This is a genomic window from Larkinella knui (assembly GCF_003858645.1).
Taxonomy (GTDB): domain Bacteria; phylum Bacteroidota; class Bacteroidia; order Cytophagales; family Spirosomataceae; genus Larkinella; species Larkinella knui.
On the sequence record NZ_RQJP01000005.1, the window covers coordinates 418,978 to 434,268 of the forward strand.

At 50.6% G+C, this 15,291-nt stretch carries 14 protein-coding genes; 5 read left to right on the top strand and 9 right to left on the bottom strand.

Annotated features, from left to right (window positions below):
* Positions 1-7: 7 nt before the first annotated feature.
* Positions 8-982 (bottom strand): c-type cytochrome, encoded by a 975-nt coding sequence (locus EHT87_RS24030; protein WP_124909213.1) that lies wholly within the window; start codon positions 980-982, stop codon positions 8-10.
* Between the two features lie 244 nt (positions 983-1,226).
* Here EHT87_RS24030 and EHT87_RS24035 point away from each other — a divergent pair, with 244 nt between their 5' ends.
* From EHT87_RS24035 to EHT87_RS24045, 3 genes are all read left to right on the top strand, one after another.
* The gene (locus EHT87_RS24035; RefSeq protein WP_124909214.1) at positions 1,227-2,690 is read left to right on the top strand and encodes an APC family permease; all 1,464 of its coding nucleotides are present in this window, start codon (positions 1,227-1,229) and stop codon (positions 2,688-2,690) included.
* 138 nt (positions 2,691-2,828) lie between these two features.
* Positions 2,829-3,611, top strand: a complete 783-nt coding sequence (locus EHT87_RS24040) for a LytR/AlgR family response regulator transcription factor (protein ID WP_124909215.1) — start codon at positions 2,829-2,831, stop codon at positions 3,609-3,611.
* Between the two features lie 102 nt (positions 3,612-3,713).
* Complete coding sequence (locus tag EHT87_RS24045) at positions 3,714-5,051, top strand: M23 family metallopeptidase (RefSeq protein WP_124909216.1); 1,338 nt, start codon at positions 3,714-3,716, stop codon at positions 5,049-5,051.
* A gap of 85 nt (positions 5,052-5,136) precedes the next feature.
* Here EHT87_RS24045 and EHT87_RS24050 read toward each other — a convergent pair whose 3' ends face one another.
* The 6 genes from EHT87_RS24050 to atpA all read right to left on the bottom strand — a co-directional run bounded on the left by EHT87_RS24050 (position 5,137) and on the right by atpA (position 10,338).
* Complete coding sequence (locus tag EHT87_RS24050) at positions 5,137-5,712, bottom strand: DUF4136 domain-containing protein (RefSeq protein WP_124909217.1); 576 nt, start codon at positions 5,710-5,712, stop codon at positions 5,137-5,139.
* 284 nt (positions 5,713-5,996) lie between these two features.
* The gene (locus EHT87_RS24055) at positions 5,997-6,542 is read right to left on the bottom strand and encodes a YceI family protein (RefSeq protein WP_124909218.1); all 546 of its coding nucleotides are present in this window, start codon (positions 6,540-6,542) and stop codon (positions 5,997-5,999) included.
* Positions 6,543-6,702: 160 nt separating this feature from the next.
* On the bottom strand, positions 6,703-6,939 hold the full coding sequence (locus EHT87_RS24060; RefSeq protein ID WP_124909219.1) for a zinc ribbon domain-containing protein: 237 nt from the start codon (positions 6,937-6,939) through the stop codon (positions 6,703-6,705).
* A gap of 27 nt (positions 6,940-6,966) precedes the next feature.
* Positions 6,967-7,659 (bottom strand): hypothetical protein, encoded by a 693-nt coding sequence (locus EHT87_RS24065; RefSeq protein WP_124909220.1) that lies wholly within the window; start codon positions 7,657-7,659, stop codon positions 6,967-6,969.
* A 76-nt stretch (positions 7,660-7,735) separates the two neighbouring features.
* Positions 7,736-8,623: an ATP synthase F1 subunit gamma gene (gene atpG, locus EHT87_RS24070; protein ID WP_124909221.1), complete on the bottom strand. Its 888-nt coding sequence runs from the start codon at positions 8,621-8,623 to the stop codon at positions 7,736-7,738.
* A 137-nt stretch (positions 8,624-8,760) separates the two neighbouring features.
* Positions 8,761-10,338, bottom strand: coding sequence for a F0F1 ATP synthase subunit alpha (atpA, locus tag EHT87_RS24075; protein WP_124909222.1), 1,578 nt, complete (start codon positions 10,336-10,338; stop codon positions 8,761-8,763).
* Between the two features lie 452 nt (positions 10,339-10,790).
* On the opposite strand from atpA, the gene bamJ reads away from it, so the two are divergent.
* Together bamJ and EHT87_RS24085 are read left to right on the top strand one after the other, a co-directional pair.
* On the top strand, positions 10,791-11,528 hold the full coding sequence (gene bamJ, locus EHT87_RS24080; RefSeq protein ID WP_124909223.1) for a BamJ family beta-barrel-assembly machinery protein: 738 nt from the start codon (positions 10,791-10,793) through the stop codon (positions 11,526-11,528).
* Between the two features lie 149 nt (positions 11,529-11,677).
* A complete protein-coding gene (locus EHT87_RS24085) occupies positions 11,678-13,759 on the top strand; it encodes a carboxy terminal-processing peptidase (protein WP_124909224.1) in 2,082 nt (693 codons plus the stop codon).
* A 179-nt stretch (positions 13,760-13,938) separates the two neighbouring features.
* Here the strand turns inward: EHT87_RS24085 and EHT87_RS24090 are convergent, their stop codons facing one another.
* Both EHT87_RS24090 and EHT87_RS24095 read right to left on the bottom strand, forming a co-directional pair.
* The gene (locus EHT87_RS24090; protein WP_124909225.1) at positions 13,939-14,526 is read right to left on the bottom strand and encodes a c-type cytochrome; all 588 of its coding nucleotides are present in this window, start codon (positions 14,524-14,526) and stop codon (positions 13,939-13,941) included.
* A 263-nt stretch (positions 14,527-14,789) separates the two neighbouring features.
* Positions 14,790-15,137: a hypothetical protein gene (locus EHT87_RS24095; RefSeq protein ID WP_124909226.1), complete on the bottom strand. Its 348-nt coding sequence runs from the start codon at positions 15,135-15,137 to the stop codon at positions 14,790-14,792.
* Positions 15,138-15,291: the final 154 nt, after the last annotated feature.

Genomic DNA, 15,291 nt, shown 5'->3' on the forward strand with positions numbered 1-15,291 from the left:
CCCGAATTTACTTACTGGCCAGTGCTTCCCGCTCTTTGCCGGGAACGTCATTCCTGATTTTAGGCACGGTTTTGAGGTATTCATAAATCGCTCCGACCTCATAGTCCGTCATCTGGTGGGGAAACATCGGGGAGCGAATCAGGCTGCCGTCCGGACGGACGCAGGCTTTAACGGCTTTGATAAATTGCTCTTTCGTGTATTTTTTGCCGATACCGGTTTCTTCGTCGAAGGTCAGGTTGGCCGTAAAAATCGGCTTGTTGTCCGCCGTTTTCATCTCATTACCGCCCCCGTAATACCCCACCGTCAATTCGGGTTTCAGCGGGTCTTGCTTGGTAAAATCGGCGGAGTGGCACACAAAACAGGTTCCTAAACCATCGGCAACGTAACGTCCGAAAGCCACCTCATCCGTGCTGTCGGGGATGACAATTGGTTGTTGCGGATAGGGCAGGGGTTTGATGACGGTATTTGCCAGTAATTTGGCAAACAGCGAAAAGTCAGATTTCGGCGCTTCTTTCTTTGATGCCTGAACCGGAAAGGCATCCGACCGCAACCAGGCAACGACGGATTTCAGGTCTTCATCGGCCATCGTCGCAAACTTCGGCATGATACCGGCAAAGGAGCCATCTTTCCGCAGACCCGTTCTCAGAAAATAAAGCAGTTCGCCATCGGTCCAGTTGCCAATACCGACTTCTTTATCCTGCGTAATGTTCATGGAGTAAATGGTTCCGAACACACCGGGCAGGTCACTTATGTGTTTGCCAGTCAATTGGTTATTCTTGTCGGAATGGCAGGCGATGCAATGCATCTGGGCAATTTTAGCGCCCCGTTCCAGCCGTGCCGGTGTGGCTTCAATGGTGATGTCCTGAACAACCGGCGGGTCGTAAGTTGGAATGCCCCGAATAGCGACAAAACTGAGAAAACCCAGCAAGGCAACGACCACAAGGCCGATCCCGATCAGGAAAATACGCAATACTTTTTTCATAAATGGAGTTCATTCGTGTTTACGGGTACAAAGAACGCAGGTTGAGCCGCGTTGGCCGATGTCGGAATACGTCAAAAAAGCGACTTTTCCCGCCACGAACCGACCGTTCAATCAATCCCAGAAAACTGCAGCCCACTGCGGTGGATGGCATACCGAAAACCGGTTTTTAGGACCGGTTTTACCGAAGCGCAGATTTTTTCTTTATATTCCGCTTTCCATCCGTTCCAAGCCTAAAACCCCACTCATGTCTGATTCTTCCAACCTGTTAACCGAAGAGAAAACCGAACTAAAACGCTCGCTGGGCTTCATTGATGCAACGCTGCTGGTGTCGGGTTCTATGATTGGATCCGGTATTTTTATTGTCAGCGCCGACATGTCCCGCAATGTTGGATCGGCGGGCTGGTTGATTTTGCTCTGGGTGTTGACGGGCGTCATTACCGTTACGGCCGCGCTCAGCTATGGCGAATTGGCGGGGATGATGCCCAAAGCGGGCGGACAATTTGTGTACATCCAGCGCGCCTACGGTTCGCTGCTGGGTTTCGTGTATGGCTGGACGGTTTTTGCCGTTATTCAAACCGGAACGATTGCCGCCGTTGCGGTGGCGTTCACCAAATTTACGGCGGTTTTTATCCCGGTTTTAAATCCTGAAAATGTCCTTTTCAGCGTCGGTAGCTTCCCAATCAAGGCATCGGCGCTCTTTGCCAGCGGCAGTGTGGTGCTGCTGACGTGGATCAACAGTCAGGGAATCCAGAGCGGAAAACTCATTCAGAACGTGTTTACGTCGGCTAAACTACTGGCGTTGCTGGGGTTGATCGTCGTAGGCATTGGGGTGGGGTCGAAAACCGGCACCCTCTCGGCGAACTTTCAGAATGCCTGGGCGGCCACACAAACCGCAGCCGATGGCTCAGTCGTGTCGCTTGGTGGCATGGCGTTGCTGCTGGCCCTCGGCGTTTCGATGATCGGCTCGCTTTTCTCGGCCGATTCGTGGAACAACGTGACGTTCATTGCCGGTGAAATCCGGAATCCGCGCCGGAACATTCCGCTGAGTCTCTTCGTAGGAACGCTGCTGGTAACGACCATTTACGTACTGGCCAACATCGCCTACCTTTCCCTGCTGCCGTTGCAGGGTTCACCCACCGCCACCGACGTGGTGGGCCGGGGCATTCAGTTTGCTTCTTACGATCGGGTGGCAACGGCTTCGGTTTCGCTTATTTTCGGGGATGTGGCCGTTGCCATTATGGCGGTTTTGATCATGGTTTCTACCTTCGGTTGTAACAACGGATTGATTCTGTCGGGTGCGCGGCTTTATTATGCGATGGCCAAAGAAGGATTGTTCCTCAAAACCGCATCCCGATTAAATAAGAATTCGGTGCCTGGGGTTGCGCTGTGGCTGCAATGTGCCTGGGCTTCAATGCTCTGTTTATCAGGGACGTACGGTGATTTGCTGGACTATTGTACGTTCACTTCGCTCGTCTTTTACATCATCACCATCGGCGGTCTTTTTCTGCTTCGGCGGAATGAACCCAATGCCGAGCGGCCTTACAAAGCGTTCGGTTACCCACTGGTTCCGGCTTTATACATCATCGCCGGTGTTGTCATCTGCCTGATTCTGCTGAAAGAGAAAACCTTCAATACCGGTATGGGTTTGTTAATTGCCGGCCTGGGCATCCCAATCTATTTTATGACCTCAAAGGGACGAAAAAATTGAAGTGTGTTGTAGAAACCGGTGCAGTTCCGGCGCCGGTTTCTACAACACAGGCTTTAGAAAACGCATTTCAGTCGGTATTCTTTTCGAAAATTGAAAGTGATCCAAGTACTTGCTGTCGTTTCCTGAAACGATATTCTGATGAATGTATTGATTGTTGAAGACGAAGACCTGGCCGTACGGAAGTTGCGGAAACTGGTGCAGGAAGTCGATCCGACGCTCGAAGTGGCGGGCGTAACGGCCAGTATTGAAGATACCGTGGGCTGGCTCAAAAACAACGCGTCGCCCGATCTGATTTTTATGGATATTGAACTGGCCGACGGGCAGAGTTTTGAAATATTCGATCAGGTGGAGGTGAACAGTACCGTTATTTTTACGACGTCCTACGACGAATATGCCTTGCAGGCTTTCAAGGTAAATAGCATCGATTACTTGCTGAAGCCCATTCAAAAGGAGGATTTACAACGCAGTCTGAAAAAATTTAAGGATCTGAATGCCCGCCGTACCGAAGCAAACAAGGAGTCGAGCCAGGCATTTAATCTGGATAAACTGCTTCGTGAATTGCAACTGCAACAGCCGAAAGAGTATCGCAGACGGTTTCTGGTGCGGCTTGGCCAGCGGCTGCTTTCCATTGAAGTGCAGGATATCGCCTTTTTCTTCACCGACGAACGATTCAGCTTTTTCAAAACCTGGAACAATCAGAAATACCTGATCGACTATACGCTCGATGAACTGGAAGATGCGCTGGACCCCGCCCTGTTTTTCCGCATCAACCGGGGCATTATTGTTACCCACAGCACCGTCGAGCAAATTCAGCCCTATTTCGGAAACCGCCTGTCGCTGACCCTCAAACCGGTATTCGAAAAAGAAGCCATCGTAAGCCGGGAAAAAGTGAGCGATTTCAAGGTCTGGATGGGGAAATAAGCAGAATGCCTGGTGAAAAGCCGAATCTTGCTTTTTCACTGGCTTATTTCCCGAAACCTTGCCGGTTGGGTCGTGGTTTAGTAGTCAAACGACTGCCTGCCAATGAACTGCTCCTTCATCAACCGTCTTCTTATTTTTGTCATACCGACTCTGCTGGGTGCCTGCACCAGCGTGGGGCCGGGCAAATTATTTCGATCCGTATCACCGCATGAGCAATATGCCCAGTCACTGCGGGACGCGCGGCTGGAACAAACGGCGCTGGGTACCGACTGGCTGGCTACGGCCAACCGGGCCTTGAAAGATTCCGTTCTCATTGCGGTTCCGTATCGGGAAAGCGGCTACTTCTCATCCAACCGCCCTTTTGCCATTGGGTATCGCCTGAATGGGCAGCGGGGTGATAAATTCATTATTAAAGTCGATGTGCAGGGCGAACGGCCGGTTCAGGTATTTATCGATATTTTTGAACTGAACGAACGGAACCAGGACCCCGACCGCTTGATTTCGGCGAAGGCCGATACCAATCAGCTGGAAGTGGAAATTCGGCGGACCCGAACTCACCTGGTTAGAATTCAGCCCGAATTACTGCGCAGTGGCCGTTATACGGTTTCCATTACCCGTGAGCCGGTATTGAGCTTTCCGGTTACCGGACGCGACAGCCGCCAGATTAGCAGTTATTTTGGCGTCCCACGCGACGCGGGTCGTCGTCGGCACGAAGGGATCGACATTTTTGCCCCCCGGGGCACGCCCGCCGTTGCTGCTTCCGAAGGTTATATTTCCGGGGTCGGAACCAATAATCTGGGCGGTAATGTGGTCTATCTGTCGGATTCCCGCCGAAATCAAACCTTGTATTATGCGCATTTGGATTCGCAGGCGGTTCAGCAGGGGCAACGGGTTTCGGTGGGCGATACGGTAGGCTTTGTCGGGAACACCGGTAACGCCCGGACAACCAGCCCGCATCTGCATTTCGGCATTTACAGTTTCAACACCGGAGCGGTTGATCCCCTGCCTTTTGTCCGGCGCGGAACCGGTCCGGCCCGCCAAAGCCTGATTGAATCCGAAACGCTTGGCGACTCTGTCCGAATTTCGGCTGCCCGGACGCTGGTTCGTCAGTCTCCCACTGGCGACGCGCCTATTCTGCGCACGTTACCGCGTTCGTCCGCCTTCACCGTTGCGGGCGGAACGGCCACCTGGCTGCGAATCGAATTGCCGGATGGCCTAACGGGTTATGTTTCCAGCAGTAGCGTTGAACCAGCGCGCCGGGCGTTGCGCCGGGCTCCCTTGCCCGCCAGCACGGACTTGCTGGATGCCGCCAGCAGCCGGGCTGCTGTAATCGAGACCTTACCGGCCGGAACGGTTGTTGAGGTTCTGGGCGTATTCGGATCGTATCAGCTCGTGCGGTATACGGCCAGGCTAACAGGATGGTTGTCACAAACGCCCTAAAAACAAAAACCGCTCACTTCGTTGGAAGCAAGCGGCTGTCTATAAAGTCGTCGCGTCTCCAGGACCTGACGGCTTTAAAATTAACTTATTTCTCTTTTACCGAGCTGTAATCAGAACCGGCGCTTTCGGGCAGCTGTTTCATGATGCTTTCCACCGTGGTCCGGTAAGCCACATCACGACTGCGTTCTTTTTTGCTCTGGTTCAACTGACCCGATGCCCAGCCCTGCCAGATGATGTCGTTGGTACGGGAATCATAGACATTGACAACCACGCGGTTTTCTTCATACTGGCGGGTGTATACATTGTTATAACCGGGGTTATACCACATCGCATACGGCGACCACATGTTGTTGGACTGAACTTGCTGACGGTCTTTCGAGTCGGAGAAAAACCGGATCACCAGGTCGGCTTCTCCACCCACAACCGGTTTGTAACCCTTCGCCCGCATCGACTTTTCGATTTCGTCGGCAATCCGGCGTTGGTTCAGGTTACTGCCCGCAATGGGGTCCGCATTACGGCGTTGGTCGGCTTCAACCCGGAAGGTGCTGAACTGGCGAACATTTACTTTTGGGTCATAGTCATATTTGACATTCACGGATGGCGAACAACTTGCCAACAGACCCAACATGAACAGACTGGCAATTATGCTCTTGATATTCATAGGTTGTTTGCGAATAAGGTTAATAGTAACGAGTCCAAGATTTAAGTGAACTACTTGTTAACGCTTACTGATTTCTCATTAGTATTTAGTCAGATAAATAACTAATTTTCAACCAAGATAGTTCGTCTATTTTACACCAATTTTTAGTCTGAAATCTTACTGTAGTTCTACCGTAACCTCTTTATAGTAAGCTGGTTATAGAATGTGCTGGTTCCGGTAACCAACCCCAAAAAAAACCATCCGCCCAAGGAAGACGGATGGTTAAAAATAGTTAAAAAAAACGGTTACTGGTGTGCTACCTGAACATCGAGAATCAGCTTCACATCATCACTGACCACAACGCCACCGGCTTCGGTAACGGCATCCCAGGATAAGCCATATTCTTTCCGCTTGATCGTACCGGTAATTTCGAACCCGGCTTTGGTATTGCCGTAGAAATCGCCCATTTGCCCGCCGTGTTCTGCTTTCAGCGTGATGGGTTTCGTCGTGCCGCGAATGGTCAGATCACCCATGATCTCGTACGTATCATCGCCGGTTTTTTTAACGGAAGTTGATACGAACGTCAGTTGCGGGTGGTTTTCAGCATCGAAGAAATCGGCTGATTTCAAGTGACCGTCGCGTTGTTCGTTGCCCGTTGTGATGCTGTCGATGTCGGCTGAGAAAGAAACCGATGCGTTTTCGAAGTCGTTGCCAACGGTTTCAACTTTACCTTCGAACGAGTTGAATTTGCCGGTTACGTTCGACACCATCAGGTGACGTACTTTAAATTGAATTTCGGAGTGAGATGGATCAATGGTCCATACGATGGTTTCGGGAGCAGCAGTTGCCATGATTGTCTTTTTATTTTTGGTTAATAATGTAGTGACATTTAATGTTAATACATTTAATCTATGGAAAATGTTTCAAGATCCCTGATTTTTTTTGAAAAAGAATACATTTTCGAAAATCAATCCCTGAAAATACGCTATAATTTCTGGAAAAGGCTGATTATCAGCCGAAAATTAGATCAAGTACCGCGCCCAGATTATCTTTTCCCTGAAGAATTTCCAGGTTATAGAATTCGGTATAACGGCAGCTCGCACACGAACAGGCTATAAATACGTTGTGCTCAATGTCGAAAATGCGGGACAGCCCGGTGCCGGTGGTAGCAATCCGTTCGATAGATACTTCCTGGTTCCGGCATTTGGCACAGGCATACCGGCTGGCAATTTCGTGTTCAAGGTCCATAGGAACTGTTGAAAACAGCGAAGCCGCTTATGGGCTGGTCTCTGACTGAGCAAGCAAATTTAACCGATACCGGAGCGTCAGTCCGGGGGGAATAATGGCGCCCTCGTGGGCTGTAGGAGCGGCCCACCCCGACCAGTCCGTCGAGTGAGAAGGACGGTAAGGCAAATCCAGCTCAAAGTAACTTTTCTTGTAGTCAACCGTCGACCAGATGGCCCAGTGGTAGACCGTATGGACCGTTATTTCCCACGGTAGAACCACAAAACCGCCTTCGTGCCGAACCTGGTCCCAATGAAAGCGATCAAAATCACCCCCGGTAAAAGAAAGGGCAACGGCTTCCTTCAGCGGACGACCGTTCAGCAGCGATTTGTCAATCCGTATTTCGGCATCTAAAACAGCCCGCTTTCCGTGGTAGTCCAGCGTGTGTGGTTCATTCCAGGCAAATACAACCCAGGCCAGGCACCAGCCTGCCATCATGAGTCCCGTAATCATCTGGGTGGGTCGCAGATACCCTCGTCCCGAAAAAAACCAGGCCAGGCTGCCAATCAGGATAAAACTACCTAGGGCAATGCCAGCACCCAGGGAAAGGCTCCCGGAAAAGTCCAGGTCAGCACCCCGCAAAAACCACCGTTTGATGGCGGGGATCAACCACCGAATAGCCACTATGAAAAACAGCGGGGCCGCACAAAGCGCAGCAGCCAATACGGTCAGAAAACGTTCCATTCGGTAGGGTTGAATTCCAAAAAGAAAACCCGTTGCGAATCAGGCAACGGGTTTTCGGTCATGAACTGGAGAATCGTTATTGTTGCGCCAGTGCTTCGGCTCCACCCACGATTTCGAGGATTTCTTTGGTAATGGCGGCCTGACGGGTCCGGTTATACACCAGCTTCAGTTCTTTGAGAAGTTCACCGGCATTTTCAGTGGCCTTGTCCATGGCCGTCATCCGCGCACCGTGTTCCGATGCGTTGGATTCCAGAACGGCTTTGTACAACTGGATTTTCAGCGTCTTGGGAATCAGTTCCGTAATAATTTCTTCTTCCGAAGGCTCAAATAGGTAGTTGACGTTCGTTGTCTTGGTGGCCGAGTGCGTTGGTGCCGAAACGATGGGCAGAAATTGCTCGGAGCGGATAATCTGCGTCGCTACGTTTTTAAACTCATTGAAGACTATTTCTACCTGATCGTACTGACCAGCCGTGAAAGCATTCATGACGTCTTCGGCAGCCGCCCGAACTTTGGCAAAACTTAGCGACAAAAATGTATCGACAAAGGTGGTATTTACTTTATAACCCCGGCGGAGAAATGCTTCCGCACCCCGTTTGCCTATGGCCATAATTTCAACGTTACCCCGGCGGTTCTGCTCGGGATAGCGCTCATTGATCAGGACAAGAGCCTCCTTGACGACGTTGGTATTAAAAGCGCCGGCTAACCCCCGATCGGACGTTACAACGATCAGCAGCACCCGTTCGATCGGCCGGACCTGATTGTAGGGGCTATCGGCAGCGAGTTCAGCGCCAGCCGCCACCGTACTGAGCAATTCACTCAGCTTACGGGCGTAGGGCCGCATTTGGATGATGTTGTCCTGAGCCCGGCGCAGTTTGGCCGCAGCCACCATTTTCATGGCTTTCGTGATCTGCTGCGTCGAGATAATAGAGGTAATCCGGCTTCGTACTTCCTTTAGTGAGGCCATTGTTTTTAGTTGTAGAGATGTGGTTTTGGAAGGTTGGAGAAGGCACTGACCAGGACGGTTTCTATACCCGCGGTCCCGGACACGTCACTTCTCCAACCCTCCAATTCCTGTACTCCTGAATTTGCAAACGCTAAACCTTATGCGAAACGAACGGCTAATTCGGTGGCAACTTTCTTGATAACGGCAATAATGCTGTCGTCCAGTTTACCGGCCCGGAGTTGATCGAGCGTATCCTGATGCTGCGTGGTCAACAGCATCGTGAATTCCGTTTCGAATTCCTTGACCCGGTTTACGGGTACTTTATCGAGAAACCCGTTGGTTGAGGCCAGAATGATGGCAACCTGGTGTTCCACCAATACCGGCGAATACTGCGGCTGTTTCAGAATTTCCTGATTCCGGCGACCCCGTTCGATGGTCAGTTTCGTCGATGCATCGAGATCCGAACCGAATTTGGCAAACGCTTCCAGTTCGCGGAACTGCGCCTGATCCAGTTTCAATGTACCAGCCACTTTCTTCATCGACTTGATCTGGGCGTTACCACCCACGCGGGATACCGAAATACCCACGTTGATTGCCGGACGAATACCAGAGTTGAACAGGTTCGTTTCCAGGAAGATCTGGCCGTCGGTAATTGAAATTACGTTCGTCGGAATGTAGGCCGAGACGTCACCCGCCTGTGTTTCGATGATCGGCAGAGCCGTCAGCGAACCACCCCCTTTGACCTTACCGATCAGGGAAGGCGGCAGGTCGTTCATCGTTGCCGCAATGGCGTCATTGTTGATGATTTTGGCGGCCCGTTCCAGCAGGCGGCTGTGCAGGTAGAATACGTCACCCGGATAAGCTTCACGGCCCGGTGGGCGACGCAGCAACAGTGATACTTCGCGGTAGGCAACGGCCTGTTTAGACAAATCGTCGTAAACAACCAGCGCCGGACGACCCGTATCCCGGAAATATTCGCCGATAGCGGCCCCGGTAAAAGGCGCGAAGAACTGCATCGGTGAAGGATCGGCCGCGGGAGCGGCAACGATAACCGTGTAGTCCATGGCTCCGGCCCGGCGCAGGGTGGCTTCAACCTGCTTAACGGTCGACGCTTTCTGACCGCAGGCCACGTAAATACAGAATACCGGCTGACCTTTGTCGTAAAATTCTTTCTGGTTGATAATGGCGTCGATGGCCACGGCGGTTTTACCCGTCTGGCGGTCACCAATAATCAACTCACGCTGACCCCGACCGATGGGAATCATGGCGTCGATGGATTTGATACCGGTTTGCAGCGGTTCAGTAACCGGCTGGCGGAAAATAACCCCCGGTGCTTTACGCTCCAGCGGCATGGCAAACGTTTCGCCAACAATGGGACCTAAACCGTCGATGGGAATACCCAGTGTATTAACAACCCGACCCAGAATACCTTCGCCAACGTTGACATAGGCAATCTGATTCGTACGCTTCACCGTAGCACCTTCTTTAATTTCGCTGTAGTCACCCAGCAATACGGTTCCGACGTTGTCTTCTTCGAGGTTCAGGGCTAATGCCTGTAATCCGTTTTCAAATACCAGCAATTCACCGGCCTGGACCTTTGATAGTCCGTAAATGCGGGCTACTCCGTCACCAATTTGCAACACCGTACCGATTTCCTCGAGTTCGGCGGTGGTTCTGGAGTTCGATAGCTGTTCCCGGAGAATGGCCGAAACCTCGTCGGGTCTAACTGATACCATATGAGTGGAAAAATCGTTTTATGATGGTTCTAAGAATTCGGGTGCAAAGTTACGCACTAAATTTCACTAAAACAGACGTTATCAAGAAAATTCGTCGCCGAAGTTTATACTTTTCTAAGAATTGAGTCGGCGAAATTTGATCAGGCTGATCAGGGCGGTTTTAATCGCATTTTAACCGTACCTTCCGGGCGCCAAAAAAAATACTGATTATTTATCTCCGCTTATTGAGTATCTCCGCATTTGTTCTTTAATTTAGTGAGTTCGGAGAAATTCATACCCGAAAACCGGTCGCCTTCATCGGCAGAAGTACCCGCAGGGAGGTCCACCGGCCCTTGCTCACTACCATTCATCAATAATTTGTTTTATTAAATCCTACTATTACCAAACTTTTGACCTGCATCTTTACGTTTTCAGCATAAGCACATTTTGAATACAACTTTTGTCTCTTACACATGACGATTAAACAATGGACTTTAGCCGGCCTGCTGTCGGCTGTACTGGTATCGGGTCAAGTACTGGCTCAAACGAAAAAACCGGTTGCCAAACCCAAAGCTCCGGCCGCTGCCTCAGCTTCTTCTCCACTTAAATTAAACAATGCCATCGACTCCGTTAGTTATAGCATTGGGGTAAATGTCGGACTAGGGCTGAAACAGCAGAACCTCGGCAATGCCAACATCAAAGCCATTACGAAAGCGTTGCAGGATGCACTTCAATCGCAGAATATGCAGATTGCTCCCGAACAGGCCAACCAGATCATCGGCGCATTTTTCCAGCGGGAACGGTCGGCCAAAGCCGATGCCAACAAAAAGATTGGCGAACAGTTTTTATTAGAAAATAAAAAGAAACCCGGCATCACCACAACCGCCAGCGGGTTGCAGTATGAAGTGGTTAAGGCAGGAACCGGGCCAAAACCAATGACCACCGACACGGTGAAAGCCCATTATACCGGGCGATTGCTCGATGGAACGGTTTTTGACAGTTCCGTTGAACGGGGGCAACCCCTTGAAATACCGGTCAACCAGGTGATTCAGGGCTGGAGCGAAGCTTTGCAACTGATGCCGGTCGGTTCCAAGTGGAAACTGTATATTCCCTCAACGCTGGCCTATGGCCCGCAGGGAACCGGCCCGCAGATCGGACCGAACTCAACACTCGTTTTTGATATTGAACTGCTGGAAATTGTGAAAAAATAAGTGAGTGGTTATCAACGGCTGGTTGAATGGTTAAAAATTGTTAAACGGCTAAAATTAGCGAGCCATTTTAACCATTTAATCCGCCGTTCGTTGTTAACCATGTAAGTTGAGAGTGAGAGTGGTGCTACATTAATCATAGAAAGGGGAACATGAGAAAGTACCTCATTACATTAGTTCCGGTGCTGATGCTGAGCCTTCAGCCGGGTCCACAAGCAGGGATGTCAGCCGTACCGCTGCCACCACCAAGCGCCGATGATTTAAAACCGTCGGTGTCGCAGGAACATGTCGAACAACTGGTCGCCCGCTTGCTGACGACTCATCACTATCGCAAAGTGCGGTTAAACGACTCGTTGTCCTCCGTTGTTTTCGACAATTATCTGAAAGAATTAGACGGTAACAAAGCCTATTTTCTGGCTTCGGACGTTAACTCGTTCGAGAAATACCGCAACAACATCGACGACCAGTTGATAAACGGTGAACTGACGGCGGCTTACGACATCTACAATGTTTTCCGCAAACGCTATCAGGAACGGAATAAATTTGTTCAGGAGAACTTCGTAAAACCGTTCGATTTTACGACCGATGAAACGTTCAATACCGATCGCGAAAAAGCCAACTGGCCGAAGAGCCTGGACGAGCAAAACGATCTGTGGCGCAAGCTGTTGAAAAATCAGTCGCTGGAATTGAAGCTAAGCGGCAAGGCCGATACATCCGTGGTCAACAGCATGAAGGCGCGGTATAAAAACCTCGACCGATACATGAACCGGATCAAAGCCGAAGACGTGTTTCAGATCTACATGAACTCGTTTGCCGAATCGCTCGATCCGCACACCAATTATATGTCACCTCGTTCGGCCGACCGTTTCAATCAGGAAATGAGTGCGTCACTGGAAGGAATCGGGGCTCTTTTGCAGGAAGATGGTGACTACATCAAGATTTCTGAAGTGATTCCCGGTGGCCCGGCCTTCAAAAGCAAGCTGTTGTCGAAAGGCGATAAGATCGTGGGTGTGGCCCAGGGCGAAGGTGGCCAAATCGTCAACATTGTTGGTTACCAGGTCGATGACGCCGTAAAACTGATCAAAGGCCCGAAAGGAACCACCGTCCGTCTGCAAATTCAGTCGAACGACGCCATCGCCGGTGCTCCTCCGAAAGAGATTAAACTGGTGCGTGAAAAAATCAAACTGGAAGAGCAACGCGCCAAGAAAGAAGTCATTGAAATCACGCAGAATCAGAAGAAATACAAATTAGGCGTCATAACGATCCCGGTTTTTTACCGTGATTTTGAAGGGGCCCGGAAACGCGAAGAAGGTTTTGCCAGCACAACCGGCGACGTTCAGCGGTTTCTGAATGAGTTGAAAACCGAGAAAGTAGACGGTGTTGTCGTCGACTTGCGCGACAATGGCGGAGGATCACTGACGGAAGCCATCACGCTGACCGGTCTGTTTATTTCGCGGGGTCCGGTTGTTCAGGTAAAAGAAGCCCAGGGCGACATCGAAGTGCAAACCGATCCTGATCCGTCGATCGTTTATGATGGCCCTCTGGCGGTAATGGTGAACCGGTTTAGTGCGTCGGCGTCGGAAATTTTTGCCGCAGCCATTCAGGACTACAAACGCGGGCTCATCATTGGAAGCCAGACCTACGGAAAAGGAACCGTTCAAACCATGGTGGATTTGAACACGTGGCTGAAAGAAGCTGATAAAGTTGGACAGGTTAAAATGACCATTGCCAAATTCTATCGGATCAACGGTAGCAGTACGCAGCACAAAGGCGTAACGCCGGATATTGAGCTGCCGTCGGCTTTCAGCGCGGAAGAATACGGCGAAAGCTCGCAGCCGAGCGCGTTGCCCTGGGATCAGATCGCTTCGGCGCGTTTTGAAGTAACCCGGAGCCTGGACGACAAAATTATCAGCAAGCTTCGTGACCGCTACGAACAACGGCTAAAGTCGGATACGGAAATGAAGCAGCTTATGGCTGACTTTGCCGAATTGAAACGTGCGAAAGAGAAAACCGTCGTCTCACTCCAGGAATCGAAGCGCAAAAAAGAGCGCGACGAAGCCGAGAAACGCCGGAAATCAATTAGCGCTGCCGCCGGAGAGCCGGTTGCGACCAACGATTCGACTACGCCGGCGAAAGATCCGAAAGATGGCAAGGCGCCGAAAAAGGATCTCTATCTGGACGAGTGCGGTAAAGTACTGGCCGATTACATTGCCTTTACCAAGAATCCGCAGTAACCTTGTTTCAGTCCTATAAAAAAGCCGTACCGATCTCTCGGTACGGCTTTTTTTGTGCTGGAAGACAGCGGGATAAAGGAGTTGAAAACTGTTTCGAAAGCCGGTTGAAAATTGGTCCCGTTGCGGTTAGCTGACAGACTTCAGGGAGAAAAACGTCTCTCGTTTTCCTTTGCGTTAATTCAATTTGCCGGGGGCAATGGGGCGGGCACGGCGTTTTTTACCGGTTTGGTACTCTTCAAGTACTGAAAAACGGCTTGAATATCGTCTTCCGCCATGTCGGTGTAATTGAACCAGGGCATGGGCGGTAACAGGGGCCGCGCCGTTGCCAGCCCTTTGGATTTGCCCTGCGTCAGTGCCGTCCTGAATTGTTGATACGACCAGGTGCCTATCCCGGTAGCGTCGGAAGTGAGGTTAGCCGCAAAACTAACTCCCCAGGGGCCAACGGCCAGCGTGCCATCAGACCCAAAAAGCATCCAGCCGTTTTTCAAGGCTTCGGGTACAATTTTTCCGACGGGCCGGTCGGCTGGGTAACCGGATAAGTGCAATTCCGGAATAACTTCCGGGCCTTTTGCCCCCATTCTTTTAGGAGAGTGGCAATCCTGACAGCCCAGAATGCCAACCAGGTATTTGCCGCGTTTAATGGTAGCCTCATCCGATTGGGGAGCGGTAAGCTGGTTTTTCCCGGGCGTTTCTTTGCTTTTTAAACCGGTTAAAACACACGCGAAGAGAAGGGCCATCGGCCCTAGTGCCAACTGAAAATTTTTCATAGAAACATGGATTGGCAGAATTGTAAAACGTTTTTTCATTTTTAAAACGGCTTCTTTTAAGGTGAGAATGATTAGACGGCATGATGGACCGTAAGAAACAAAGTAGGGGATTTAAGACGGACAGAGGTTAGCTCAAAATGGACAATCTTTGTCTCGTTTTGAACAAAAAGCGCTACGTAGCGCTTTTGGAGAGTTCTCTAAAACGGCGACGGCCCCGAATTGCTCCGGGGCCGTTGCCGTTTGTGGGTGGATAGGTAGTACGGTTAAATCAGGCGGAAGCGCACCCGGGCCAGGTATTCCTGGTTTTCGTTTGAATTTGGCTCCGTCAAAAATACTTTTTTGCCCATTAGTTGCTTAATCAGCGTTGCGTTCAGGCTTTTGTTGTCACCGCTCGAAATACGCAGGTCGGCCAGGCGTTGTTCGCCATCAACCCGGAATTTGATGACGACAAAATCTTCGTTGTCGATCTGTTGCAAGACCTCCGGATACAAAACGTACGAAGCAATCTGCTGCTCCAATGTTTGTTTTAGCGTAATTTTTTTCTGACTCGACGCCCGCAGGGTAATAGCCAGGGCCAGGCAGAGTGTACTGATTATCAAGACCGTTTTCATTAGTTTGTTGTTATTAGAATCGTATCAATGGTGTGGATATGTCAGATTTGACAATGCAAAATTAGGTCGGTCGGGGCGGGTCTTTTAGCGCACAAGTACGCTTTTTGAAAAATGCGTAGTTTCCACGTACCCCTTGCCGGAAGTACGCAGATAC

Bases quoted from the DNA above. Each gene is read 5' to 3' on its own strand.
- EHT87_RS24030 (WP_124909213.1), bottom strand. From the start codon at position 982: ATGAAAAAAGTATTGCGTATTTTCCTGATCGGGATCGGCCTTGTGGTC.
- EHT87_RS24035 (WP_124909214.1), top strand. From the start codon at position 1,227: ATGTCTGATTCTTCCAACCTGTTAACCGAAGAGAAAACCGAACTAAAA.
- EHT87_RS24040 (WP_124909215.1), top strand. From the start codon at position 2,829: ATGAATGTATTGATTGTTGAAGACGAAGACCTGGCCGTACGGAAGTTG.
- EHT87_RS24045 (WP_124909216.1), top strand. From the start codon at position 3,714: ATGAACTGCTCCTTCATCAACCGTCTTCTTATTTTTGTCATACCGACT.
- EHT87_RS24050 (WP_124909217.1), bottom strand. From the start codon at position 5,712: ATGAATATCAAGAGCATAATTGCCAGTCTGTTCATGTTGGGTCTGTTG.
- EHT87_RS24055 (WP_124909218.1), bottom strand. From the start codon at position 6,542: ATGGCAACTGCTGCTCCCGAAACCATCGTATGGACCATTGATCCATCT.
- EHT87_RS24060 (WP_124909219.1), bottom strand. From the start codon at position 6,939: ATGGACCTTGAACACGAAATTGCCAGCCGGTATGCCTGTGCCAAATGC.
- EHT87_RS24065 (WP_124909220.1), bottom strand. From the start codon at position 7,659: ATGGAACGTTTTCTGACCGTATTGGCTGCTGCGCTTTGTGCGGCCCCG.
- atpG (WP_124909221.1), bottom strand. From the start codon at position 8,623: ATGGCCTCACTAAAGGAAGTACGAAGCCGGATTACCTCTATTATCTCG.
- atpA (WP_124909222.1), bottom strand. From the start codon at position 10,338: ATGGTATCAGTTAGACCCGACGAGGTTTCGGCCATTCTCCGGGAACAG.
- bamJ (WP_124909223.1), top strand. From the start codon at position 10,791: ATGACGATTAAACAATGGACTTTAGCCGGCCTGCTGTCGGCTGTACTG.
- EHT87_RS24085 (WP_124909224.1), top strand. From the start codon at position 11,678: ATGAGAAAGTACCTCATTACATTAGTTCCGGTGCTGATGCTGAGCCTT.
- EHT87_RS24090 (WP_124909225.1), bottom strand. From the start codon at position 14,526: ATGAAAAATTTTCAGTTGGCACTAGGGCCGATGGCCCTTCTCTTCGCG.
- EHT87_RS24095 (WP_124909226.1), bottom strand. From the start codon at position 15,137: ATGAAAACGGTCTTGATAATCAGTACACTCTGCCTGGCCCTGGCTATT.